This is a genomic window from Lysinibacillus sp., from assembly GCF_032093475.1.
Lineage (GTDB): Bacteria > Bacillota > Bacilli > Bacillales_A > Planococcaceae > Lysinibacillus > Lysinibacillus irui.
In genome coordinates, this window is record NZ_DAMDAY010000007.1 from 1 (window position 1) to 24,147 (window position 24,147).

The 24,147-nt window shown below is 37.1% G+C and carries 25 protein-coding genes and 2 other annotated features; of the genes, 7 read left to right on the forward strand and 18 right to left on the reverse strand.

Annotated features, from left to right (window positions below):
* Positions 1-19 precede the first annotated feature (19 nt).
* The 5 genes from tyrS to rpmG all read right to left on the reverse strand — a co-directional run bounded on the left by tyrS (position 20) and on the right by rpmG (position 4,989).
* Positions 20-1,234 (reverse strand): tyrosine--tRNA ligase, encoded by a 1,215-nt coding sequence (gene tyrS / locus RT445_RS03070; protein ID WP_274793732.1) that lies wholly within the window; start codon positions 1,232-1,234, stop codon positions 20-22.
* Between the two features lie 133 nt (positions 1,235-1,367).
* Positions 1,368-1,608 (reverse strand) — a binding site (T-box leader).
* Positions 1,609-1,738: 130 nt separating this feature from the next.
* Positions 1,739-3,634: an LTA synthase family protein gene (locus RT445_RS03075; protein ID WP_274793733.1), complete on the reverse strand. Its 1,896-nt coding sequence runs from the start codon at positions 3,632-3,634 to the stop codon at positions 1,739-1,741.
* Between the two features lie 297 nt (positions 3,635-3,931).
* Complete coding sequence (locus RT445_RS03080) at positions 3,932-4,141, reverse strand: YqgQ family protein (protein WP_274793734.1); 210 nt, start codon at positions 4,139-4,141, stop codon at positions 3,932-3,934.
* Positions 4,134-4,727, reverse strand: coding sequence for a 5-formyltetrahydrofolate cyclo-ligase (locus tag RT445_RS03085; protein WP_274793735.1), 594 nt, complete (start codon positions 4,725-4,727; stop codon positions 4,134-4,136). The genes RT445_RS03080 and RT445_RS03085 overlap by 8 nt, the downstream gene beginning before the upstream one ends.
* Before the next feature lie 112 nt (positions 4,728-4,839).
* On the reverse strand, positions 4,840-4,989 hold the full coding sequence (gene rpmG, locus RT445_RS03090) for a 50S ribosomal protein L33 (protein WP_008408521.1): 150 nt from the start codon (positions 4,987-4,989) through the stop codon (positions 4,840-4,842).
* 150 nt (positions 4,990-5,139) lie between these two features.
* On the opposite strand from rpmG, the gene RT445_RS03095 reads away from it, so the two are divergent.
* Positions 5,140-5,595, forward strand: a complete 456-nt coding sequence (locus RT445_RS03095) for a hypothetical protein (protein ID WP_312506843.1) — start codon at positions 5,140-5,142, stop codon at positions 5,593-5,595.
* 3 nt (positions 5,596-5,598) lie between these two features.
* A complete protein-coding gene (locus RT445_RS03100; RefSeq protein ID WP_274797351.1) occupies positions 5,599-6,081 on the forward strand; it encodes a hypothetical protein in 483 nt (160 codons plus the stop codon).
* A gap of 45 nt (positions 6,082-6,126) precedes the next feature.
* Here the strand turns inward: RT445_RS03100 and RT445_RS03105 are convergent, their stop codons facing one another.
* The 9 genes from RT445_RS03105 to RT445_RS03145 form a co-directional block, all read right to left on the reverse strand.
* The gene (locus RT445_RS03105; RefSeq protein WP_274793737.1) at positions 6,127-6,699 is read right to left on the reverse strand and encodes an anthranilate synthase component II; all 573 of its coding nucleotides are present in this window, start codon (positions 6,697-6,699) and stop codon (positions 6,127-6,129) included.
* Positions 6,696-8,081: an anthranilate synthase component I gene (trpE, locus tag RT445_RS03110; protein ID WP_312506839.1), complete on the reverse strand. Its 1,386-nt coding sequence runs from the start codon at positions 8,079-8,081 to the stop codon at positions 6,696-6,698. The genes RT445_RS03105 and trpE overlap by 4 nt, the downstream gene beginning before the upstream one ends.
* 229 nt (positions 8,082-8,310) lie before the next feature.
* Positions 8,311-8,521, reverse strand: a binding site (T-box leader).
* Between the two features lie 50 nt (positions 8,522-8,571).
* Positions 8,572-9,630 (reverse strand): mechanosensitive ion channel family protein, encoded by a 1,059-nt coding sequence (locus RT445_RS03115; protein ID WP_274793739.1) that lies wholly within the window; start codon positions 9,628-9,630, stop codon positions 8,572-8,574.
* A gap of 78 nt (positions 9,631-9,708) precedes the next feature.
* Positions 9,709-10,581, reverse strand: a complete 873-nt coding sequence (locus tag RT445_RS03120; RefSeq protein WP_274793740.1) for a hypothetical protein — start codon at positions 10,579-10,581, stop codon at positions 9,709-9,711.
* Between the two features lie 176 nt (positions 10,582-10,757).
* On the reverse strand, positions 10,758-11,417 hold the full coding sequence (gene phoU / locus RT445_RS03125) for a phosphate signaling complex protein PhoU (RefSeq protein ID WP_274793741.1): 660 nt from the start codon (positions 11,415-11,417) through the stop codon (positions 10,758-10,760).
* Between the two features lie 13 nt (positions 11,418-11,430).
* A complete protein-coding gene (pstB, locus tag RT445_RS03130; protein WP_312506838.1) occupies positions 11,431-12,264 on the reverse strand; it encodes a phosphate ABC transporter ATP-binding protein PstB in 834 nt (277 codons plus the stop codon).
* A gap of 12 nt (positions 12,265-12,276) precedes the next feature.
* Positions 12,277-13,155 carry a phosphate ABC transporter permease PstA gene (pstA, locus tag RT445_RS03135; RefSeq protein ID WP_274793743.1) on the reverse strand — a complete coding sequence of 293 codons (879 nt, stop codon included), beginning with the start codon at positions 13,153-13,155 and terminating at the stop codon, positions 12,277-12,279.
* Between the two features lies 1 nt (position 13,156).
* Positions 13,157-14,104 carry a phosphate ABC transporter permease subunit PstC gene (gene pstC / locus RT445_RS03140; protein ID WP_312506837.1) on the reverse strand — a complete coding sequence of 316 codons (948 nt, stop codon included), beginning with the start codon at positions 14,102-14,104 and terminating at the stop codon, positions 13,157-13,159.
* 64 nt (positions 14,105-14,168) lie between these two features.
* Positions 14,169-15,143, reverse strand: a complete 975-nt coding sequence (locus RT445_RS03145) for a PstS family phosphate ABC transporter substrate-binding protein (protein WP_274793745.1) — start codon at positions 15,141-15,143, stop codon at positions 14,169-14,171.
* Between the two features lie 333 nt (positions 15,144-15,476).
* On the opposite strand from RT445_RS03145, the gene RT445_RS03150 reads away from it, so the two are divergent.
* Positions 15,477-15,668 (forward strand): hypothetical protein, encoded by a 192-nt coding sequence (locus RT445_RS03150; protein WP_274793746.1) that lies wholly within the window; start codon positions 15,477-15,479, stop codon positions 15,666-15,668.
* 55 nt (positions 15,669-15,723) lie between these two features.
* Here RT445_RS03150 and RT445_RS03155 read toward each other — a convergent pair whose 3' ends face one another.
* From RT445_RS03155 to RT445_RS03170, 4 genes are all read right to left on the reverse strand, one after another.
* Positions 15,724-17,928, reverse strand: coding sequence for a peptidoglycan D,D-transpeptidase FtsI family protein (locus RT445_RS03155; protein WP_274793747.1), 2,205 nt, complete (start codon positions 17,926-17,928; stop codon positions 15,724-15,726).
* 284 nt (positions 17,929-18,212) lie between these two features.
* Positions 18,213-18,818 carry a superoxide dismutase gene (locus RT445_RS03160; protein WP_016995356.1) on the reverse strand — a complete coding sequence of 202 codons (606 nt, stop codon included), beginning with the start codon at positions 18,816-18,818 and terminating at the stop codon, positions 18,213-18,215.
* Between the two features lie 174 nt (positions 18,819-18,992).
* Entirely contained in the window at positions 18,993-19,472 is a 480-nt protein-coding gene (locus tag RT445_RS03165; RefSeq protein WP_274793748.1) for a DUF456 domain-containing protein, read from the reverse strand.
* 67 nt (positions 19,473-19,539) lie between these two features.
* Positions 19,540-21,171, reverse strand: a complete 1,632-nt coding sequence (locus RT445_RS03170) for a Na/Pi cotransporter family protein (protein WP_274793749.1) — start codon at positions 21,169-21,171, stop codon at positions 19,540-19,542.
* Positions 21,172-21,362: 191 nt separating this feature from the next.
* On the opposite strand from RT445_RS03170, the gene RT445_RS03175 reads away from it, so the two are divergent.
* The 4 genes from RT445_RS03175 to RT445_RS03190 all read left to right on the forward strand — a co-directional run bounded on the left by RT445_RS03175 (position 21,363) and on the right by RT445_RS03190 (position 24,075).
* On the forward strand, positions 21,363-21,881 hold the full coding sequence (locus RT445_RS03175) for a DUF1189 family protein (RefSeq protein ID WP_274793750.1): 519 nt from the start codon (positions 21,363-21,365) through the stop codon (positions 21,879-21,881).
* Positions 21,882-21,933: 52 nt separating this feature from the next.
* The gene (locus RT445_RS03180) at positions 21,934-22,278 is read left to right on the forward strand and encodes a hypothetical protein (protein ID WP_274793751.1); all 345 of its coding nucleotides are present in this window, start codon (positions 21,934-21,936) and stop codon (positions 22,276-22,278) included.
* Positions 22,279-22,374: 96 nt separating this feature from the next.
* Entirely contained in the window at positions 22,375-23,490 is a 1,116-nt protein-coding gene (gene ispG / locus RT445_RS03185; protein WP_274793752.1) for a flavodoxin-dependent (E)-4-hydroxy-3-methylbut-2-enyl-diphosphate synthase, read from the forward strand.
* Between the two features lie 12 nt (positions 23,491-23,502).
* Positions 23,503-24,075, forward strand: coding sequence for a 5' nucleotidase, NT5C type (locus RT445_RS03190; protein WP_274793753.1), 573 nt, complete (start codon positions 23,503-23,505; stop codon positions 24,073-24,075).
* Positions 24,076-24,147: the final 72 nt, after the last annotated feature.

Genomic DNA, 24,147 nt, shown 5'->3' on the forward strand with positions numbered 1-24,147 from the left:
GAGATTGCTCTTTTTTTCACTACTTATTTAATTTAAGGAATCGTTTCTTACCAATTTGTATCACATCATCATTCATTAGGACGCGCGAAAGGTCATCTAGCGCTAATTTTTCTCCATTCAAAGATACCCCATTTTGCTTGATTAACCGTAAAAACTCACTTTTACTTTGAATATAATCCATTGCCACTAATTGGGGAAGGATATCCTCTACCCTTTCCTTATCAATCTCTAAGAGTAAAACGGGAATGTTTTTCGGTATTTCCTTTCGTTGAAATGCTGCTTCAAAGTAAGTTCTCGCTTCCTTCATTGCTGCAACTCCATGGTATAAAGTCGTTATCACTTCTGCTAATCGCAATTTCAGATCGCGGGGATTCTCTCCCTTTTGAAGTTTATCTTGAATGGCCTGCACTTGTAGTGGGTGCTCATCCGTTGCTAATTCGAAATATTTTACGATTAATGCATCAGGTACTTCCATCACCTTTTTAAACATCATTTCAGGTGCTTCATTGACACCAATATAATTACCTAAACTTTTACTCATTTTTTCAATGCCATCTAATCCCTCCAGTAGTGGCATAAAAATGGCAATTTGTTTTTCTATCCCTCGCTGCTTTTGTAAGTTTCGCCCCATTAATATATTAAACGTTTGGTCTGTTCCCCCTAGCTCAATATCAGCCTCTAGCTCCACCGAATCATATGCTTGCATAAGGGGGTAAAAAAATTCATGCATGCCAATGGGTACGTGCTGCTTGTAACGTTTCTGAAAATCCTCACGCTCTAAAAGTCGAGCAACAGATGTTGTGGCTGCTAGCTGAATGACTTCTTCAAACGACAGCTTTGCTAACCATTCACTATTAAAACGAACCGTTGTCTTGTTCTTATCTAACACTTTAAAAATTTGCTCACAATAGGTTTGGGCATTTTTCTTCACTGTATCGTCATTTAAGGCTGTTCGCCCTTTTGCTTTACCTGTAGGATCGCCAATTCGTCCTGTAAAATCACCGATAACAATAATTGCATGATGACCTAAATCCTGCATTTGCTTAATTTTTCGAAGAACGACTGCGTGACCTAAATGAATATCTGGTGTGGATGGATCAAGTCCTAATTTAATTGTTAAAGGCTGCTGTTTTTTAAATGATCGTTCTAATTTTGCACGTAATTCCTGCTCATCAACGATTTTATCGACACCTTTCTTGATGATCACGAATTGCTCCTCTGGTGTTAAAAACATACAAAACATCTCCTTGTAATATTAAAAATTAATATTGCAAGATCTATAAGAGTTACTTGGGAACCATTAGGAAATAATATCCTCACTTTGTTTAGTTCGCTTCAAACACAAAAAAACGCCTTTAGGATTATTCCTAAAGGACGTTCATGAACGTGTTACCACCTTTTTTCGAGAACTACTCACATAGCTCTCCTCTAAAAGTACAGCCGAAGCGATACCCCTGCAATGATTACGGATGCAACTCCGTCGTAGCCTACTAAATTTTCGGTACGCAGCTCCAAGATGTATTCACTTTAATATCCCTTGCGCCTCTCAACGTCCGGCTACTCTCTGTCAGTTCCATTAAAGTTACTCGTTCTTTTCCATGCCTTTACTCTTATACTCCGAAATGCGAAAAACAAATCTTCGTTATGCAGATATTTACACTTATTATAATCATATATCCCCTTTTGTCAATAATAATGTAAAAAAGAGAGACCTCGTCATGAGATCTCTCTAATATGATTATTTAACTGAATCCTGCTTTAAATTACCTGTTTTTTCATCATAGAAACGAAGCAAGTCACCATTAATAATCGCATCAGAATTTTCTAGCTCCATTGTGGCACGATCAGCATATGATTGACATGGCTCACCTTCTATTTCTTCGCCAGTTGCTTTGTCATAGCAAGCTTCACCAGCATAAACGTATTTATCTGTGATAAAGCGTCCATCACGGAAAATAACAAAGTCCTCATGCTCTGGAGAGAATAAATCTGCCCCCATTTGCATATCTTTTGACGTTTCTACGCCAAGAAGGTGTAAGATTGTTGGACGTAAATCCATTTGTCCTGAAATCTCTGTCATTTCTTTACCATCACCAGATCCTGGGATATGGATGAATAAAGGTACTTCTTGCAGTAATGCATTATCAAATGGTGTGATTTGTTCTTTCCCTAAATATTGTGCCATTGCTTTATTATGGTTTTCAGAAATACCATAATGGTCACCATACATAACGATAATAGAGTTATCATAAACACCTTGATCTTTTAACTGTTGGAAGAAATCTTTTAGAGCTTCATCCATGTAGCGTACTGTTTGGAAGTAACGATTTAAAGTACCAGAGTTCGAATCATATTCAGGAATCATAATATCTTCCGGGTCCAATGTAAATGGATAATGGTTCGTTAGCGTGATCAGTCTTGAATAGAATGGCTGTGGCATATCTTTCATTAAATTAGCTGATTGCTCTAAGAATGGAGTATCTTTCATACCCCAGTTTACAGCTTGCCCTTCTTCAACCGTATATGAATCTATATCGTAAAATTTATTGATTTTTAATGATTGATACATCATGTCACGGTTCCAGAAAGATTTATTATTCGGGTGCATAACATTTGTAAAGTAACCATTTTCTCCAAGGCGTTCTGCCATTGAGTTATACGTATTTCCACCATGCGTGAAAAATACTGCTCCACGGCCTAAACCAAACAAGGAGTTTTCTAAAATAAACTCTGAGTCAGATGTTTTTCCAAGGCCTGTTTGGTGATAGAAATTACTGAAATAATACGTATCTTTATCTTTTGTTAAAGAGTTTAAGAATGGTGTCACTTCATGACCATTCATATCATTATTAATGACAAAGTTTTGTAAGGACTCCATAGACACAACAATTAAGTTGCGACCTTTATATTTCCCAAACATTTCTGGGTTAATGGCTGCCTGATTTGAACGAATATAGTTATTTACTTCAACTAGTTCACTACCATCCGCTAACGCACGTTGCGCAGATGATTTCGATTGAATATAAATGTCATACAAATGGTAATTGTATGTACCAATATTCTTCACTAATAATTCGCGGTCAAAACTACGTGTTAGTAATTGTGGACGCTCTGTTTCTGCTAATCCTAAATTTAAAAATGTCATTGCTACTGCCAATACAAAGAAAGCACGTCGGAACTCAACATTCACTTTAAATGCTTCTTTCATTTTTGGTAAAAATTTATTTGCTAAGATTAAAATAATGACATCAACGAAATATAATACATCCCAAGGTTCAACAATGGCTGCTACGGACGTTCCTAAGTCACTAAAGTTGCTTGTTTGGAATAATACTGGCAGCGTAATAAAGTCATTGTAGAATCGATAGAACGCTACATTTCCGTATAAGACAATGGACAAAATAACGCTGACCGTTATCAGATAACGATTTCTAGCTTTTGCTGATTTAAAAAATAGTGATAAACCATACGTAAATAGCAAAAAGCTTAATGGATTAATAAACAAAATAAATTGTTGCATGGCATTTTCAATTTTCATCTCGAAGCTTGTGTGGTAAACAATGACCGTTTTGATCCATGTTGCTATAATTGCTAGTATCATAAATGAATGTTTAGGCCACTTTATTGATTTCATTCCTAACATCCTCCCTACTTCCTTACAAAAAAATAATAATTTTTTACATTTTGTTACGGAAACAAAATATATCTTAAACTTTTTTTTACAGATAATCAACACATATCTGCCTGAAATTTTTTTCTCCTGCTCTTCTATGCGTCTCCTTGCTGTTCTATGCGCCAGATATCTATATATACGTTTTGAATTGTAAAAAGTTTCGTAAAAACACAAAAACAGCGGAAATCCACTGTTTTAAGAATATTACATACATGTTACATTAACTTTACAATACCCATTTACATGATATTTCAAACATTACTTTTTATTCTCTTCCATACGAAGTCTTGTTGTTTCTTGTCGAATGAGTAGTAATGCCATTTGATAATCTTTTATGTCTAGTACATTTGCTTTATAAAGCTCGCGTATTTCATCCTCCATTAACATCAAATCGCCAATCGGATCCCGCGTATAAATATAAGTACCATAGGTTTTCAAGAGTTCATAAATATCTAACATTTTATCCATTTTCGTTCGCTCCTCGTTGTCCTAGACAATCAATACGTTTTGAGGGTGTCACAATGATGTCTACTGGGCAATCATGTTCTTCGGTAGGAACACGATCAATGATTTGCTCATCAAAGAGCATGGACAGTAGCTTACCCTTTTTATAGTTTAATACATAGCGATCATAATAACCACCGCCATAGCCGATTCGATAGCCATATCGGTCAAAAACTACGCCTGGAACAAGGATAACATCCATTTCATTTGCGTCAACAAACTCACATCTTTCTGGAATAGGCTCACGCAAATGCATATATACAGTTTCAAGTTGGGCAAAAGAGTCAATTGCGTAAAATGACATTTCTCTTGTTTTCGGGTGGCATTTTGGAACAGCAACCTTTTTACCAAGTTGCCATAATTCCTCAATTAGAAGAAATGTGTCGACTTCTGGCTTATTTGAAATGGTCAAACCAATTGTATTTGCTTCTATTATATATGGTTCCTGTAGCACCTTTTTAACTATAGCTAAAGATTGACTATGATATGTATTATCGCTCATTGTCGAGAGTGCTTCTTTCACCTTGTTACGTAAAGTTGTTTTATCCATCCAGGCTACCTCCTATATAGTAAAACTTGAATCAACTTAGAGTCTTTCCATCAAAATGGTTTCCTAAAATGTAGAAAGCCAAAACCACTTGTGGTTTTGGCTTAATGAGCGATTACTTAGTTTCACGGTGAAGAGTGTATTTCTTCTCGCGAGAGCAATATTTTTTAAGTTCAAGACGCTCTGGATTGTTACGCTTGTTCTTTTTAGAAATGTAGTTACGTTCGCCGCAATCTGTGCAAGCTAAAGTAATGTTTACGCGCATCATTAACCCTCCCACTCTATATCAAGAATTTAAATTTGAGCATGATTTATACGACTAACCTATTATAACATAAACTGAAAAAAAATCTACCTTCATTTCATATTAACTTTGCATATGGTAAAATATCTTATAATTACATACTACATTGAGGTGAAACTATTGGATTTATCCATCCTATTAATGAGTATCGGGATTCTTCTGATCATCATATCGTTCTTTTTCAAAAATAGTTCACAAAAAATCGAGAAAGATGTCGAAGAATTATCCATCTCTATATTTCAAGAAACGAATAATTTAAAGCGTCGCATGAAAATTGTCGAGGAAGAACTTTTATTAGAGCCTGAGTTCCAAGTGAAATCAAAATCAGCACCTAGCCCTCAGCAAGTACAAAGTCCTAAGGTTCAACAAATGATGCAAGCTGTTCAACAGGCTGCACAAGCTTCAAAGGTTACATCAGCAACAACGCAGACTAAACCCATTCATCAAATTATCGTTAGTCAGGTTCACGAATTAAATAAACAAGGTCTTTCTGTAGCAGAAATTAGTATCCGTTCTAATTTAACAGAAGAGCAAGTTCGCCAAGTGATTGCAAACGGAGGTCGATGATTGATGAACAAGTCTGCCATCCGCGCATTCGGTATTGCAATTTTTCTTGTCGGGGCTTTGCTAGCTCTCGCAGGCCGCTATGATGTAAACATTGGTCTTCCTATGAAAGATTCTCCTAATCTGCAACAAGTAGAAGAACTGCGAATGAAGTTAGATAAGGCAAATAAAGAAATTGCCTCATTAAAGGAACAATTAAAGCCAGTACATAAGACTGAAGAAACTTCTTCACCAGATGCTTCTGAACAATCTGCTGATAAAACTAACACTGATGAGAAGATGATGACACTGCAAATATATAGTGGGATCACACCGTATATTGTTGCACAAAAGCTTGAGGATGGTGGCATCATTACAAATAGTGTTGAGATGGAGCTACTACTCGCAAACGCAAAATATGCTCGAAGCTTACAGATAGGCTCCTATGAGGTCAACTCTTCCATGACTCTTGAAGAAATTGCAAAATTAATCACAGGCAAAAAACAATAATATTAAAGCTGTCGCCAAATGAAGCGACAGCTTTTTTCTGTATCATTACGCTATATTTTCTAAAAAGGCTTTCATCATGATACTGCCTTCTTTTGTGCCAATGGATTCTGGGTGAAACTGCAGTCCATAAAGAGGGTATTTTTTATGTTGAATCGCCATAATTTCCCCATCATCACCTGCTGTAGCAATAATGTTGAAATCTTTGTGCAATGTCTGTGCTTCAATAATTAGGGAATGATAACGCATAACCTCAATGTCTCCATTTAGTTGTGCAAATAAGCCCGTATTCTTATACTGAAGCGGTGACAGCTTTCCATGCATAATGTTTTTGGCTTGCACAATATTTGCCCCGAAAGCCTGCCCGATCGATTGATGGCCAAGGCAAATACCTAAAATAGGGAATTTTCCATGTAGCTCCTTAATCACATTCACAGTAATACCCGCTTCAGCCGGCGTTCCTGGTCCTGGGGATAAAATAATAGCTTCGGGTGACATTTCTTGAATTTCTTCTATTGTAATAGCATCATTTCGAACGACTGTGACACTTTTACCAAGCATACTGATTTGTTGAAATAGATTGTAGGTAAAGGAATCATAATTATCAATTAATAAAATCATTTTCTTACCTCCAATAGCGCACGAGCTTTATTAAGTGTTTCCTCGTATTCCGACAATGGATCTGAATCATAGACAATTCCAGCCCCTGCCTGTACATGTGCTTGTTGATCTTTAATAATCATTGTACGAATAGCAAGTGCCAAATCCATATCCCCTGTAGTTGAAATATAGCCTACCGCTCCCGCATAGACACCACGCTTAATCGATTCTAATTCATTTATCAGCTGCATGGCACGAATTTTAGGTGCCCCTGACACCGTCCCAGCAGGTAGAGATGCTCGTAAAACATCTAGAATGTGGAGGTCATCTCGTAGTTCCGCCGTTACCTCTGAAACAATATGCATGACATATTTATAGCGTTCGATAGTCATGTATTTCATAAGCTTTACGGTACCAACTTTGGCAATACGCCCTAGATCATTGCGCCCTAGATCCACTAGCATTCGGTGCTCTGCTATTTCCTTTTCGTCCTCTAACAAAGCTTTTGCAATTACTTCGTCCTGTACTGTTGTCTCACCGCGAGGCTTTGTACCTGCTATTGGGTTCGTTGTAACCATACGATTTTTAACTTTCACAAGACTTTCAGGGGAAGTTCCTAAAATAATATAGGAACCAAAATCCATGTAAAACATATACGGTGATGGATTAGATGTACGTAATTGACGATAAAGTGAGAATGGGGAGCCTGTAAATGGTGCTGAAAAGCGTTGTGATAGCACAATTTGGAAAATATCGCCTCTTAAAATATGCTGCTTAGCTCGATCCACCAAAGAGACAAATTGCTTCTTTGAAAGCATTGGCTTAAAAAGTAGTTCATCCACCTGCAATGCCTCAAAGGTCGTACCTGCACAAAGTTGTTGCTCCATCGTTGCAATAGCGTTCTCCATTTCTGCTAATGAACGTCCCTCCTGAAATAGATCAATTGAAGCTAACGTAATTTCCTGTGTTAGATGATCAAAGACAATGAATGTATCATAGAAAAATACATGGACATCTGGCATCACTAATTCATCCTGTAAATATTCTCCGATTTTTTCCGTATAAAAAGCTGTTTCATAGCCAAAATAACCGATGGCTCCACCAAAAAAGGCAAAGGGATAGCTTTCTTCATGGAAGGGTATGACTTTCTTTAATTTATCGAGTACATTCCCCTTTGATTTGTCATTTTCTTGTCCTTTGGAAAAGTAGAATTCTTCCTTGTTTCCTTTTAATTCAGCTACTGGATTAAGGGCGATAAAAGAATATCTTCCACTTTCCTCATGCTTAGCTGATGATTCGAACAACATTTTATGCTGCCCTGTAAGTGATTGATACACAGAGATAGGGGTCATCATATCCCCCTGTAAAACTTTCATGGCGTACTTTCTAACCTCAACTGTCATACTCTTCTCTCCTTCTCTAAGCTCTGCTCTTCTACACCAATATATCTTGATGTCTCAAGAAAACTCTGTTACATTCGATTGAGACATCATCTTGATTCAACGGTTGCTTAAAATCCGGATGCAAATTAAGTATTGATCTCCCTCATAAAAGGAGGAAATCTATTATACCTGGCATCATCATTTTCGGAACTAATATTACTGAATCAAAATAAAAAAGGCCTCTCCATCACAAAAGGACGGAAAAGCCGTGGTGCCACCTTCATTGGTCTTTTAGCAAGACCCTCTCTAAGCCTTATAACGTAGGCACACGCTAATCCATACTTGTAGTTCAGGATTAGAGCTCCGAAGTCCATTCACTATTCGTTTGTACTAGTTTCCACCAACCACTAGCTCTCTATGACAAATCAATAATAGTTACTATTCTTCATCAAAGCTGATTTCTAGCTAATATTGTAAAGCAAACTATCACACAATTCAATTTATTTTTGCTTTATAAATCGTTATCCTCTGGAGAGGACGCTAACGTAATTGAAAAATCCTCCACTATTTGACGAATGGCGAATAAAATATCCTGCCGTACTTCCATCATAATAGCTGTGTCGTTCGTTGCGATAAAGAAACGTATGAGCACACGATAACAATTATGATGAAATTCATCAATATAAACATGAATCATCTCTTTCTCTGTTTGAGCATGTAAATATATTTCCTTATGCATAGCCGATAAAGCGCCACGGATAGTATCCTCATCATTTTCTGCAGCTATATAGAGAAATTGTTCGCATTTTCTTTTTTCTCGTCTCGATAAATTATAAATTGGTCGATTGACTAAATAAGAATTCGGTACATACACAAGCCCTTTATCTCCTGTTTGGATTAAGGTACTTCTAAGATTGATATCTTCAATTGTCCCTTCGATTTTCTGATCTTCAGTCGCTATCCAATCCCCAATTTGGAATGGATTATCTAATGCTACGGACATGCCCCCAAACACATGAGCTAATGTATCACGAATCCCAAAGGCAATCGCTACTCCTGTTAAACCAATCCCTGTTAAAAAACCATTGAGATTGAAATTCCATAACGAAGCAATCGTAAACATAGCAAAAATCATAATAAGTACTTTACCAATTCGTAGAAAAAACGGTAATAAAACATTCTGATCCTCTTCACTCGTTAGTTCAAATGGCTGCTTCGTATAAAAATGTAATACATCGTAAACACCTTTAAAAGCAAAAAACACCATAAGAGATAGGACAAAGTTTTTTGTTGATTTATGCGTAAACAATGGGACTTCTATTAGATATGATAGACTTAGAACAATGACAGCCGTCATAAACGCAAAGCCAATTGCTTTACTAAACTGGGCTAGCACATTTGCTTGGAAATGTCGCTGACGATTTCTTAGAAATGTTACAACACGGTTAATAATTTTTTTAATGACAAATCGTTGAATAAGCCAACCAACTAGACAAATGATGATCGCAATCAAGACATCCATCCATGTCGGGACTGTAAATTTAGGTAAAAACCAATGTAATGAATCCATGTATTTCTCCTTTAAAGTACCTATGTATCTCCAACAAAAAGGAGCTGACCTGTAGTAATAATGGCTAGCCCCCTTTTGTTATTGTATTGCATCATCCGCAAAAAAAGCCTTACTAGCAAACCAAAATTGCTGTTTATTAAAATTATGTTCCTGCATCGCAATGACTGAAAATTCAGCATGGTATTTTTGCTTCATTTCCTCTAGCATGATTTTCGTTTGCTTCCCTACTAAATGCTTTCCATCAATGGGCGTTCCTTCTGTAAAAATGATAACTTCTGCTTGAGCACCAAGTTGATTTTCCTGCAGCAACGCTTTAACAAACTGCAAAACAGGCAAAATAGCAGCCTCTCCCTTTGCCTTATATTCGATAAAGCTTTTAAAATCAGCTAAATTTAAATGTCCATTTTCAAAGCGGTAATGAACATGTATTTGCTGATCATAAGGGACAATATATAAATCGCGACTTTCACGATGTGCATTCATAAATAATGGCAAAATCATGCTTTTACAAAGCTCTGAGTAAACAGCCATCCCTGTAGTTTGTTCCAAACAAATAATTAACGGACCAGGCTCTTGCTTATACTCATGAAATGGAACATAAAACACATTTCCACTTTTCAACGTTTGCTGCTTGAGCTTTTGACGTCTGAGCTCTGACCATTTGTGTTCATAATACAAACGTTGTTCACGGCCATCAGCTAAGCGTTCAGCTTTCTCAATAGGAGGGATATTTTCTCTTATTTCATGCATAATATCTGCCAATTCAAGTGCAAATGCTGCCATATTTCGTAAAGGCTCACTCTTGAAAAAGTAGTCGATGAAATAACGTTGCTCCCTGTCGTTTAGTTCTTCAAGATGTAGATTTTCATACAAAAAATGTAAATAGTTACATTGCTCTTCTGTCATGTCCAAGTTCAATTTTTCTATGAGTGATTGTATCGGATTTTTCACGTAGCAGCACCTCCAAAGCACCACATTTTTTGGATAATGTCTATAGTATAACCAAAAAATTTTTTTGACAATACAAATACGCTCGTTATATTGACGATACTAAAAAAACTTGGTTGCTCCTACAAGTGAACTTTTGTCCAAATAAAAAGAAGAGCTTTATTAGCAGCTCTTCCCCCTTAATTATTTAATTCATAATGTTTGCCTTTGACTAAGTAAAATAGATGTTCGGCAATATTTGTGGCATGGTCAGCCGAACGTTCTAAATAGCGGCAGATAAATGTGAGATGTGTAATTTGAGAAATATGTGCCGGATTTTCTACACCAGCGCGAAGTAAAAGTGTAACCGTTGCACCATATAAATCATCCACATAGTCATCTAATTCAGCAATTTCTTTAGCACGCACTGTATCTTCTTCTGTAAAGGCCTTCATGATACTCTCTAACATTTCTACTGTTTTATTACACATTGTTTGCAAATTAGTCATCGGAAATACTATAGGTTCTTTGCCAATTCGAATGGCTTCTTTAGCGATGTTGACTGCATAATCGCCCACTCTTTCCATATCGGATGCTGCTTTTACAAGGACCATTAAACGGCGTAAATCTGTTGCCACTGGTTGCTGCTTAGCAATCATTAAAATAACATGATCATTTATCGCTTCTTCAAGACGATTAATCACTAAATCATCTTCTAAAATTTTTAAGGCTTTTTCTAAATCCTGCTCTACTAAAGCTTCAAACGCTGTTTTTAATGCTAGGATACTACTGTTGGCAAGGGCCACAAATTGTCCCTGCACTTCTTTCAGCTCTTGTTCAAAACGCTCACGTACTACCATCTATTGCTCCTCCTTAGCCGAAACGTCCTGAAATATAGTCTTCCGTACGTTGATCTGCTGGTGTTTGGAAGATGATATCCGTTTTATCGTATTCTACTACTTCTCCGCTAAGGAAGAATGCTGTACGATCGGAAATACGTGCAGCTTGTTGCATGTTATGTGTCACGATAACAATTGAATAATCCTGCTTCAGCTCTTGCACAAGCTCTTCTACTTTTAATGTAGAGATTGGGTCTAATGCGGATGTTGGTTCATCCATTAAGATGACATCTGGTTCAATCGCTAAGCAACGAGCAATACAAATACGTTGTTGCTGACCACCTGATAAGCCATAAGCATTTTGATTTAAACGATCTTTTACTTCATCCCAAATTGCTGCGCCACGTAGCGACTTCTCAACAATTTCATCCAGAATTTTTTTATTCTTAATACCGTGGATTCTTGGTCCATATGCAATGTTATCATAAATAGATTTTGGAAACGGATTAGGTTTTTGGAACACCATTCCTACACGTGTTCTTAATTCCTCAACCGTATAATTTTTATCTAAAATATTACGTTCACGATATAAAATTTCACCAGATGTACGAACACTTGGTACAAGCTCGACCATTCTGTTTAACGTTTTCAGATACGTCGATTTACCACAGCCAGAAGGCCCAATAATCGCCGTTACTTCATTTTCATAGATGCTTAAATTAATATCCTTCAAGCCATGATGATCGCCATACCATAAATTTAAATCACGTGTATCATAGACAATACTTTTGGCCACTTCCGCAGCAGGCTTAGTTGTCGCTCGAATCGGTTTAACAATTGTTTTTTCACCTTTTAAATCTAGAACCATAAGGTCACCTCATTAATAACGTTTTTGGAATTTATTTCGAATAAAGATGGCAATTGAATTCATCAATAGCAGGACAGTCATGAGCACTAAAATACCTGCGGCTGCCACATACTGAAAGGCTTCTTGTGGTCTTTTTGCCCAATCATAGATTTGCATTGGTAAGGCTGTAAATTGACTCAATAAACCGTTCGGTAAAAACTGAAGGATAACTGGAATCCCGATAACAACAAGTGGTGCTGTTTCTCCAATGGCACGAGACATTGCTAAAATACTGCCTGTCAGAATACCTGGAATTGCAGCAGGTAGCACAACACGTAAAATCGTTTGCCATTTTGTTGCACCCATACCATATGAAGCTTCTCGTTGCTCATTCGGTACAGCACGAATGGCTTCCTGTGCAGCCACAATGATAACAGGTAAGATTAATAAACTCATTGTTAACCCAGCAGCTAAAATACTTTTACCTAGACCCATCATACGTACAAAAATTGTTAACCCTAGCAAACCAAAAACAATGGAAGGTACACCTGCTAAATTCGATATATTCATTCGAATAAAGTCGTTGATTCTATTTTTCTTTGCATACTCTTCTAAATAAATTGCAGTACCTACACCTAAAATAATCGATACAGGTGCAACAACTGCCATTAACCAAAGCGAACCTATTAAAGCTGCCTTGATCCCTGCCTTATCTGCAAACCTCGATGCAAAATTCGTTAAGAAATCAATATTTAAGTAATCAATTCCTTGTGTCACGATGCGATATAACAAAATGGCTAATGTCACAAGCGCAAACGTAGTAGCTAAGAAAAATAATGCTTTCCAAACTTTATTGAATGTAATACGCTTTGACATTCGTTTCATGACGACTGTATCATCCATATAACGCATGCTAGTAAACCTCCCTGAAGCGTTTAGAAATATAGTGAGCAAGTAAATTCATTACTAGCGTAAAGATAAATAATGTAAATCCTACTGAATAAATAGAGTAGTAAATAGTTGTACCATAGCCTGCATCACCAGTTGAAACTTGTACAATGTATGCAGTCATCGTTTGAATGGAATCCGTTACATTGAGATCAAATTTCGGTGTAGAACCACCCGCAAGAGATACGATCATCGTTTCTCCAATTGCCCGGGAAATAGCTAATACAACTGAAGCTACAATTCCAGATAGTGCTGCTGGTAATACGACTTTGATTGCTACCTCAAATTTTGTTGCTCCTAGGGCTAAAGCTCCCTCACGCATACTATTTGGTACAGAAGACATCGCATCCTCTGAAAGAGATGTAATCATTGGTAGAATCATGATCCCTACAACAATTCCTGGGCTTAAAGCATTAAATAATTTTAGTCCAGGTACAATTTCCTGTAATAGAGGTGTGACGAACGTTAAAGCAAAGAAACCATATACAATCGTTGGTACACCTGCTAATACTTCTAAAATAGGTTTCACAATTCTTCTCGTTTTCTCACTTGCATATTCACTTAAATAAATAGCTGAAGCAATTCCAAATGGCACGGCTACTACAACTGCAATAAGTGTCACTTTTAATGTTCCTGCGATTAACGGCAAAATCCCAAACAACGGTTCATTCCCTGAAAACGGTAACCATTTTGTACCAAAAAGGAAGTCCGTAATCGACACACGTTTAAAGAATTCAAACGTTTCAAAAATAAGGGTGAAAACAATGCCAAATGTCGTCAAAATAGAGATAATAGCTGCAGAAAATAATAGAGTTGGCATTGCTTTTTCCACTATTTTCTTTGTTTTTTGATTGCGCGAATTTGCAATTAATTGCTGAACAGATGATGTCTTATTTTCCTTTTGAGAAACCATTGGGAACTCCTTTCAAATAAGCGAGGGAAAGAGCATACATCTCTTCCCCTCTATGCATGTCTACTTATTTTAAGCCTTCTAAAGTTTTTAGGCCTTCAGTATATTTTTCTTCTGGTAAACGCACATAGCCTACTGCTTCAGCCATATCACCTGCGTTTTCAAGTGTAAATTTAATGAAGTCATATGCTGCTTCATTGTCTTTCATCGCACTATTTTTCACATATGTGAATAATGGGCGTGAAAGTGGTGTATATTCTCCACCTTCAATTGTTTCATTAGTTGGCTCTACGCCATTTACTTTGACAATGTTTAATTTATCTTTGTTTTCTAGATAGTAGGCATAGCCGAAGAAGCCAATTGCGTTTTTGTCACCAGCCACACCTTGCACTAGCATATTATCATCCTCTGATAATGTTGCTGAGCTTACTAGATCTGCTCCATCTAAAATGACTTCATCAAAGTAGTCGTATGTGCCTGAATCAGTTCCTGGTGAATAGTAAACGATTTTTTCATCTGGCCAAGATGGATCAATATCAGACCATTTTTTCTCTTTACCATCTTCAATCCAAATTTTTTGTAGTTGTTCTACCGTTAAATCCTTCGCCCAATCATTCTCTGGATTCACAACTACTGATAAACCGTCATATGCTAAAGCTAGCTCAGTAAAATCAATGCCCGCTTCTTCTAACTTAGCTTTCTCTTCATCTTTTATATTACGAGATGCATTTGAAAAGTCTGTTTCACCCGCGATGAATTTTTCAAAACCACCACCAGTACCAGAAACCCCCACTGATACTTTGACATCTGGTTGTGTACCTGCATACTCTTCAACAACTGCTTCAATAATTGGCGCAACTGTTGATGAGCCATCTCCAGCTACAGAGCCTTGTAGCTTTTCATCAGCAGCTTCTTGTCCTGAACTTGCTGGTGCGTTTGTTTCTGCATTGTTTCCATTTTGTGCAGAATCGCTACCACATGCACCTAGCATTAATGCAGAACCCATTACTGCTGTCATCGTTAAGTACTTCCACTTTTTCATCTCATTTGCCTCCGTCATGAACTGTTTTATAGTTATTTGTCTTACAATCTTTACTATAATGACTGATTGTTGAAGTCGTATAAACTGTTCGTAAAAGAGATGTAAAGGAATGTAATGCTTTGTAAACGATTGTAAAGATACATTTACAATTGAGGAAACTTGCTTCCTATAGGAAAGGTGTTATAATAGAAAATTGTGTCAAGAAGTATAATATATAGATTGAGGAAGACTCCTCTATAAGGGAGACTTTAGTGCAAGCATCTGAGGAATATCACAGAAAAATGATAATCATTATACAGAGCAGTATTGGATAAGGAGAGTTTGACCTTTGTCATGAAACATGCAAAAGTACAAAATGCCGATTATTTTAAAACATATTTGTCATTAATAATGGAACATCGGGAATTTACACTTCAAGAAGCCATTGAATTTATGATAGCTTCTTATTTCTATCACAATATAGAGCTTTATGGGAAAAAGCCTAAAGAGCAGTTTGAATTAGCTATTCAGCAATTATCTGCCTAACTTTTTCTTTCTATAATAGAAAAACCGCCAGGCACTTAAATGCCTAGCGGTTTATTTATTGTTGCTCATCTTCACCAATCTTTTCCTCTGTAATGGCAGGTAAAATTGGCTGTTTTACATTACTATCTGTCACTTTTTCTGCTTGATATTTGGCTTTTAATTCAAAGTATTTATCTAATGAACGTCTAGCAATTACGTTATTTTGATAGTAGTGTGGGGCTAAATTTGTATTAACCCATGGGATAACAACTGCATAGGCAATTTCAGGGTTTTCATATGGTGCAAAACCAACATGTGTTAAGTTGATCGTGTTTGTACCAAAGTATTCACGTAGTGGACCATAGTATACTACCTCTGCAGTACCAGTTTTCCCAGCAGCTGTATATGGAGTATCCGCAAATTGAGCTCTTGCTGTACCTTGATTACCAGTATACACACGACGTAACCCTTGTTTTACATAATCGATTTCCTCTTTTGGATTATCAATTTGATTCAAAATGGTTGGTCCTATTTCTGTTACTAACTGTCCAAATTGTTTACCATCTTGTGATGGATCACGAACCTCTTTCACAACATGTGGCTGAATACGATAGCCACCATTGGCAACTGTTGAAATATATTGTGCTAATTGCAGAGTTGTATAAGTGTCATACTGTCCGATGGCCAAGTCAAGTGTTTTACCCCCCATCGTTGGACCTGATGGACCACGAACCCCACTAAATTCATTTGGTAAGTCAATACCTGTTTTTACACCTAATCCAAATTGCGCATAGTTATTACGCATTTTTGGGAATGTATCATCCTTTAAACGTAAAGGCATGCCATAACTGTACGGTGTTCCATTAATTAACAGCGCAATCTTAAACATAAAAGAGTTGGAAGAACGTTCTAATGCTAACAAGTCATTCATCGGGATATATCCACCCCTGTTAAAAATAGAAGTTTTCGGGTCCGTGCCAGCTAATATAATCGGCTCATCTCCCATAGAAGTACCCATCGAAATAACGCCCTGATTATAGCCAGTAAGAACGGTCGCTGCTTTAACAGCTGAACCTGCCTCATAAGCTGTTGTAAATGATCCATATGCATAGTCAACAACTTCATTTTCCCCTGTCTCGGGATTCTTTTCTATTTTCTTACCAACCATAGATAAGATGTCCCCTGTATTCGGGTCCATCATAATTAAAAAGGCTCGATCTAATAAGTACGATCCAGGAAGTGCCTTTAAATTAAGCAGCTCTTCTTCTACAATCTTATCCGTGGCAGCTTGCAACTCACTATCTAATGATAGGATTAAATCTTTACCAGGCTCCCCTTCATAAGTGGTAACTGTATCGACTACCTGTCCTTTTTTATTGGTAATATTTTTGACGACTGTTTTTTGACCTTGTAGTAATTCTTCATATTGTGCTTCAATATAACTTTCTCCCACACGGTCATTACGTGAATAGTCACGTGCTAAATAATAATTGAGCTTCTCTTTCGGTATCCCTTTTGTTGGAACCGTTGTACGTCCAAGAATAGATAAAGATGATAACTTTACACGTTTCCAGTCTGTTGTTGTGTTAACACCTGGCAGTTCAGTTAAACGCTCAGATACACGTGCAAATTCTTCTGCTGATACATTTTCACTTTTAATAATTTGAGGAGATAAATTATAGCCAGACACCATTTCTCGATAAATAGCTAATACTTCTAAATCTTCCTCTGTTAATTGTAAAAGCTCTTCATTCGTAATACGTTCTCGTACCAGTTTATCAATCTCTGCATTGATTTGACTTGTTGTAATATTTTCTTTTGTTCGGATCTTTGTTTCTTCTGCCTTTGTGACCTTTTCATAGGCAGCATCGTGATTTTTGAGTATCCAGAAATCTTGTTTATCACGCAGTGTGACACGATTTGTTGGTTGTTCAATTAATTGTGCTAACTTTTTCGCGATATCGAGCATTTCCTCTGATGTTGTCGTTTGCATTTTCGTATACGTAATCGCATTTTCTGGGTGATTATCTACTAAAATACGTCCGTAACGATCATACATGCGACCTCTAGGCACACTTGTATTGACAGGAACTTCTTCTGTACGTTCTAAAATACGTACATAATCTTCCCCTTTGACGATTTGCATATAGCCAAGTCTAAATATTAACATTGAAAATACGATAAATATTGCAAAGAAAAGGATATTCATACGAAATGTTAAATTAGAGTGATGTTTTGCTTTAACACTCGCCGCGCGGTTTTTTCCTGGTGCTTTGCGCATATGTATTCCCCTCCTCATCTTCTAATCATTTCAATACACGATACTAAGTATACCATTCGAAGGTATGACAGAAAAGCACGCACTTACGAATTCTTGTGGAAAACATCATTTATTTGACGGTCTTTCTAAAGAAAGGTTGCCTTACTTTCTGCTACCTAACATTTCGATATCCTTTATTCGTCAGATTAACAATTCCAAGCTGCAAACTTGAACATTTTTTTCCAACAAAAAAGGCTATGCCTCAGTGATTGCTCACCGTTGGCATAGCCATTTACTTAACATTATTATTTTGCAGCTTGGAATTTAGCTTCTACTACATCCCAGTTTACTACGTTCCAGAATGCACCGATGTAATCTGGACGACGGTTTTGGTAGTTTAAGTAGTATGCGTGTTCCCAAACATCTAAGCCTAGAACTGGTGTTTTACCTTCCATTACTGGAGAGTCTTGGTTTGGAGTAGACGTAACAGCAACTGAGTCACCATCAACGATTAACCAAGCCCAACCTGAACCAAAGCGAGTTGTAGCAGCTTTAGCAAATTCTTCTTTGAAAGCATCGAAAGAACCGAATTTAGCATCGATTGCTTTTGCTACTTCGCCAACTGGTGTATTTGAGCCGCCTGGTGCGATTACTTCCCAGAATAATGTATGGTTAGCATGTCCGCCACCGTTGTTGCGTACAGCAGTTTGTTTGTCAGCTGGAAGAGCATCAAGATTTGCGATTAAGTCGTTAATATCCTTTTCAGCAAATTCAGTACCTTCTACTGCTGCGTTTAAGTTTGTTACATAAGTATTGTGGTGTTTAGAATGGTGAATTTCCATTGTTTTTGCATCGATATGTGGTTCTAATGCATCATAAGCGTAAGTTAATTGTGGTAATTCGTAAGCCATTGTTAAGTTCCTCCCTAAAATAAGAAATAATTAGTACATCCTTAGATTATCAAAATTGGTCAAACCATTCAACGAAAAATACTTCAATTTGAAGATTTCAGCCTTTTGACCGAAATACCGATACGTTTACTATCTTACCCTTACGTCACAATCATTAAACATCAAAAGTGAAGGCTAAATCGCGATAAAAAATACAATGATCATCACAATTTGAATGACAGCTTTGGCAACTGTAGATGTTAAAAAGCCAATTAAGGAGCCTACACCACTTTTCACTGCCTCACTAAATGTACGTTTTTCAACAATTAATTCTGCGATCACTGCACCTAAAAATGGGCCAATTAAAATCCCTGCCACTGGAATAACAAATGGACCAATTAATAAACCAATGGTACTCCCCCACATGCCAGCATTGGAGCCCCCAAACTTTTTTATACCAAACGCATTTGCCACAGTATCGGCTCCAAATAATAACACTACAAATAGTATTTCTATCACCCAGAACCACCAGTTTAAGTCTGCGAATGAGAAAAATACGCCATATAGCAAAAATCCACCAACCAAAAACAGAACACCCGGGATGATGGGATACACTAAACCAACAAATGAAATAATAAAGCAGGCAATCACTAAGATCCAGCCAACAACTTCCATACAGTTTCTCTCCTTTTATCGTGCGTTGCCTTTCATACGGATTAACAAAGCGAAAAGTTTCATGTCGCTAATGACGAATACCTAAAATAGAATCTGCAATGTTTACCGCATGGTCCCCAATGCGTTCCAAATTGCTGACAATATCCATATAGACAATCCCTGCAGCCCCACTACATTCATTAGTGTTCAATCGTGCAATATGTTTTTGACGGAGTTTATCCTCCATGTCATCAATCAAGCTTTCTAACTCTGTCACTTCTTGGGCTAAACTTAAGCTCGCCGTATCCAGTGCTTCTATGCTTTTCCTTACAGCCTCTATTGCTAAACTAAACATACCAATCAAATCTTGTCTTGCTGATTTACTTAAGCTCACTTCATGGTGATCCTTGTATTGTAAAAGTTCTATTATATTTTCAAAATGATCGCCAATCCGTTCAAAGTCTCGCACATTTGTTAATAGGGTATGGTGTCTTACTGAGTCTGCACGAGAAAGAGGCTGCTTAGACACCATGACTAAATAATCCGTAATCTCGTTATCTAAATGATTAAGTCCAACCTCTAATTGTAAAACCGTAGGAATATGTTCAGATTCACCGGTTTTCATATATAAAAATGTTTCTTCTAATCCACGTAAAGCATGCTCACCCATTCGTAAAACTTCTTCTTTCGCTTGGCCAAGTGCAATGGCTGGAGAGGAATCAATAAATGTTGGATCTAAATGCTTTGTTGTTACATTAATATTGCCATCATGTCCTGGTAGTAACTTTGTAACCAATGCCGCTAGTCCAGCTATAAATGGTAATTGAATCATCATATTAAAGACATTGAAAGAGCCGTGTGCTACAGCAATTTGCATGCGAGGCTCTAAATGAAATACCCCGCTCACCCACTGTACGTATTGCATAAATGGTGTGAAAAATATCATAAAAATAATCGTGCCAATGACATTAAAAAGTACATGTGCTGCAGCTGCACGTTTTGCATAGATAGAGGCACCAAGAGAAGCTAAAACCGCTGTAATGGTCGTGCCAATATTTTCACCAAATAATATCGGTAAAGCACCATCTAAGCCAATTAAATGTTCTGCATATAAACCTTGCAGCACACCAACTGTTGCAGTAGAGCTTTGCACTAGTAATGTAAAAATGGACCCTAAAAATACACCTAATATTGGTTGATTACTTAAATGAAGCGTTAAGGATGCGAAATCTGCTAGTTGATGTAATGACTGCATACTAGCACTCATCAATTCTAGTCCTAAAAATAAACCACCAAAGCCAAATAGTATTTGACCAATATGTTGATACGTTGCTTTTTTTAAGAAAAATAGACAACCCGCACCGATAGCTAGCAAAGGATAAAAATAGATACCAATATTAATCCCAATAATAAAAGCTGTAATGGTAGTACCAATATTTGCCCCCATAATTACGCCGATTGCTTGACGTAATGTTAAAAAACCAGCACTCACTAACCCCACAGTGATTACTGTTGTTGCCGAACTTGATTGAATGCAAATTGTTACAATTATGCCCACTAAGACGCCCATAATCGGGTTAGTGGTAAAGCGATTTAACCATTCACGTAAACGTTCATCCGCTGATTTCTGAAGCCCCTCTCCCATAAATTTAATGGAAAATAAAAATACCCCTAACCCACCTAAAAACTGAAAGAGTATGCTTTGCCAATCGATTGTCAATTATTTTCGCTCCAATTCTTACATCTCTACTCTATTTCTAATCATTAAATGATTACAAACAAAAAGTAAAGAAATCCTTTAACTTCTTTACATAATGTTAACATTTTATCATCTAAACTGACTTCATTTATACTTCTTTCATACCTTGTCCTCTACGAACATGTTAAACTATCACTTGGAGGAGATATAGCATGAAACACTCACAGCTTTTTATCGATAGTCTTATTCATCCTAAAAAACTAGCAGCCTATCGTTTATTACCTATTGGAAAGGTTATTCAATATACTTTTCTACTCATTACCATCGTATCCGTATTCTCTTTAGGTCGCTTTGCGGCTGGTATGTCAGTCGATACGTTTGATATGGATAATTTCAATGGTTTAACCGAATACATAGATGGCATTAAATGGCTCTTATATCCATTCACATTTCTGATGCTTTTTGTCTTTACAACGATGCTCATCTTTGCACAAATTGCTCTTTATGCTTTAGCTGGTTTATTTATCCTTAAAGTGATGAAACGCCGTGGAGAATATCGTCACATCTGGAGAACAACTACTTTTGCTATTACTTGGGCAACTTTACTATCGATGCTAGCAGACTATTTACCAATTAACAGTACCATTATCTCTGTACTCTCTTTATTATTAACTGTTACTCTATTAATTGTGGCCTTTACAAAATATCCGAAACAACCAAATATAAAATAATGTGCATGAATCCCCCCTCTTCTAAATATAGTGTAGAAAAGGAGGGGATTTTTTGCGCGCATTCATCTTAACAGCTATCATCATTGTCATCGCCTTTGTTGTCAAAGTAGATTTAACAGAAGGGTCCATACCGCTGGCTGCTTTAACCACGAAAAACTCAGAAAATGGACTTTGTGAGAAACAGCGTGAGCCCAATTATATTACAGTACAAACGATTGAAGGAGATACCATTCATAGCCTATTTGCCCTACACCCTGCAAAAGTTCCCATGACCTTTCCAGAACGCTTACAACTTTTTTATAACTTAAACCCACACTTACAATTACAAGCACTAATTCCTGGTGAAAATATCAAGCTTCCTCTCTCGTTTGAATTTGAAAACAAATGCCTAAAATGAAAAGTTAGCGTTTCTTCCTTGTCCTTATTTTCTTACACTGCTAAAATAAATGACAGTGACGGCTGAAAATAGTGGCCCGAAAAGGAGAGAAAGTTAATGAGTGAAATTTGTCACCGTTCAAATACACGTCCTGTACGTGTCGGTAACTTAACAATTGGTGGTAGTAATGAATTATTCATTCAAAGTATGTGTACAACCAAAACACATGATGTAGAAGCAACAGTTGCGGAAATTCTTCGTCTTGAGGAAGCAGGCTGTCAGATTGTTCGTGTTGCTGTACCAGATGAACGTGCAGCAGATGCGATTGCTGAAATTAAAAAACGTATCCATATTCCATTAGTAGCTGATATTCATTTTGACTATAGATTAGCATTAAAAGCCATTGAAAATGGTATTGATAAAGTACGTATTAACCCAGGCAATATTGGTCGTAAAGAAAAAGTAGAAGCGGTTGTCAATGCTGCCAAAGCAAAAGGTATACCAATCCGTATTGGTGTAAATGCTGGTTCATTAGAGCGTCATATTTTAGAAAAATACGGCTATCCTACAGCAGATGGTATGGTTGAGTCGGCTCTTCACCATATTAAAATTTTGGAAGACTTGGACTTCCACGATATTATCGTATCGATGAAGGCATCTGACGTAAATCTTGCTATTGAAGCCTATGAAAAAGCCTCTAAGGCCTTTAATTACCCGCTACATTTAGGTATTACTGAATCAGGTACGCTATTTGCTGGTACCGTAAAATCAGCAGCAGGACTTGGAGCCATTCTATCAAAAGGAATTGGGAACACATTGCGTATTTCACTATCTGCTGACCCAGTAGAAGAAGTAAAAGTAGCACGAGAACTATTAAAATCATTTGGTCTAGCTTCAAACATGGCTACCCTAATCTCTTGTCCAACATGTGGACGCATTGAGATTGATTTAATTTCCATTGCCAATGAAGTAGAAGAATATATTTCGAAATTAAATGTACCTTTAAAAGTAGCTGTATTAGGCTGTGCAGTAAACGGCCCTGGTGAAGCACGTGAAGCAGATATCGGTATTGCCGGTGCACGTGGCGAAGGCTTACTATTCATGAAAGGGAAAACGGTCCGTAAAGTCCCTGAAGAAACAATGGTGGAAGAGCTGAAAAAAGAAATTGATAAATTGGCGGCAGAAATGGAAGAAAAGCGCGCCGCAGAAGAAGCTCAAAAAGCGAATGCCTAAGGAGGTACTAGCATGAAAAAGCCCCGCTTTGGTATTGATATTGATGGGACTGTAACATGTCCAAGTACACTCATTCCACATATTAATAAACAATATAACGTAAATATTACGCTTGATGACGTTTGCGAATACGATTTTTTATCTGCCTTTCCACACCCTGTTGACCGAGGTGCCTTTAACACATGGTTTAAGGAAAATGAGCCGTACATGTATGAAGTCTCTGAAGTAGCAAAAGATGCAAAAAATATTCTAACTGCTTGGAAAAACAATTTCGAGCTGTATTATATTTCTGCACGAGGTGAAAATGTAGCAGATATCACTGTTAATTGGTTTAAAACGCAAGCTATCCCTTACGATCATATCGAACTTCTCGGTAGCCATGATAAATTGGCTGCTGCAAAAAAACATCATGTAGAAGCTTTTTTTGAGGATAAGCACGATAATGCGGTGATGCTTGCTGAAGAGCTAAAAATTCCTGTCGTATTATTTGATACACCGTATAACCGTCTGGCTGTCCCTGACAACGTTGTAAGGGTTTATAACTGGCATGAAGCAAATCAATTTATCACAAATTATTTCAAATAAGAACAGAGTCGTGTTCCAACATGGACACGACTCTTTTCATTCTACCGTTATATGTCATAATTTTGAATAAAC

What these genes read in the sequence shown, in the direction of transcription:
- RT445_RS03160 (WP_016995356.1), bottom strand. Translation starts at nt 18,818, where the DNA reads ATGGCTTACGAATTACCACAATTAACTTACGCTTATGATGCATTAGAA.
- RT445_RS03075 (WP_274793733.1), bottom strand. Translation starts at nt 3,634, where the DNA reads ATGAAATCAATAAAGTGGCCTAAACATTCATTTATGATACTAGCAATT.
- RT445_RS03190 (WP_274793753.1), top strand. Translation starts at nt 23,503, where the DNA reads ATGAAAAAGCCCCGCTTTGGTATTGATATTGATGGGACTGTAACATGT.
- trpE (WP_312506839.1), bottom strand. Translation starts at nt 8,081, where the DNA reads ATGACAGTTGAGGTTAGAAAGTACGCCATGAAAGTTTTACAGGGGGAT.
- pstC (WP_312506837.1), bottom strand. Translation starts at nt 14,104, where the DNA reads ATGGTTTCTCAAAAGGAAAATAAGACATCATCTGTTCAGCAATTAATT.
- tyrS (WP_274793732.1), bottom strand. Translation starts at nt 1,234, where the DNA reads ATGTTTTTAACACCAGAGGAGCAATTCGTGATCATCAAGAAAGGTGTC.
- RT445_RS03155 (WP_274793747.1), bottom strand. Translation starts at nt 17,928, where the DNA reads ATGCGCAAAGCACCAGGAAAAAACCGCGCGGCGAGTGTTAAAGCAAAA.
- pstB (WP_312506838.1), bottom strand. Translation starts at nt 12,264, where the DNA reads ATGGTTCTAGATTTAAAAGGTGAAAAAACAATTGTTAAACCGATTCGA.
- RT445_RS03175 (WP_274793750.1), top strand. Translation starts at nt 21,363, where the DNA reads ATGAAACACTCACAGCTTTTTATCGATAGTCTTATTCATCCTAAAAAA.
- rpmG (WP_008408521.1), bottom strand. Translation starts at nt 4,989, where the DNA reads ATGCGCGTAAACATTACTTTAGCTTGCACAGATTGCGGCGAACGTAAC.
- RT445_RS03080 (WP_274793734.1), bottom strand. Translation starts at nt 4,141, where the DNA reads ATGGATAAAATGTTAGATATTTATGAACTCTTGAAAACCTATGGTACT.
- pstA (WP_274793743.1), bottom strand. Translation starts at nt 13,155, where the DNA reads ATGCGTTATATGGATGATACAGTCGTCATGAAACGAATGTCAAAGCGT.
- RT445_RS03105 (WP_274793737.1), bottom strand. Translation starts at nt 6,699, where the DNA reads ATGATTTTATTAATTGATAATTATGATTCCTTTACCTACAATCTATTT.
- RT445_RS03100 (WP_274797351.1), top strand. Translation starts at nt 5,599, where the DNA reads ATGAACAAGTCTGCCATCCGCGCATTCGGTATTGCAATTTTTCTTGTC.
- phoU (WP_274793741.1), bottom strand. Translation starts at nt 11,417, where the DNA reads ATGGTAGTACGTGAGCGTTTTGAACAAGAGCTGAAAGAAGTGCAGGGA.
- ispG (WP_274793752.1), top strand. Translation starts at nt 22,375, where the DNA reads ATGAGTGAAATTTGTCACCGTTCAAATACACGTCCTGTACGTGTCGGT.
- RT445_RS03150 (WP_274793746.1), top strand. Translation starts at nt 15,477, where the DNA reads ATGAAACATGCAAAAGTACAAAATGCCGATTATTTTAAAACATATTTG.
- RT445_RS03115 (WP_274793739.1), bottom strand. Translation starts at nt 9,630, where the DNA reads ATGGATTCATTACATTGGTTTTTACCTAAATTTACAGTCCCGACATGG.
- RT445_RS03085 (WP_274793735.1), bottom strand. Translation starts at nt 4,727, where the DNA reads ATGGATAAAACAACTTTACGTAACAAGGTGAAAGAAGCACTCTCGACA.
- RT445_RS03145 (WP_274793745.1), bottom strand. Translation starts at nt 15,143, where the DNA reads ATGAAAAAGTGGAAGTACTTAACGATGACAGCAGTAATGGGTTCTGCA.
- RT445_RS03165 (WP_274793748.1), bottom strand. Translation starts at nt 19,472, where the DNA reads ATGGAAGTTGTTGGCTGGATCTTAGTGATTGCCTGCTTTATTATTTCA.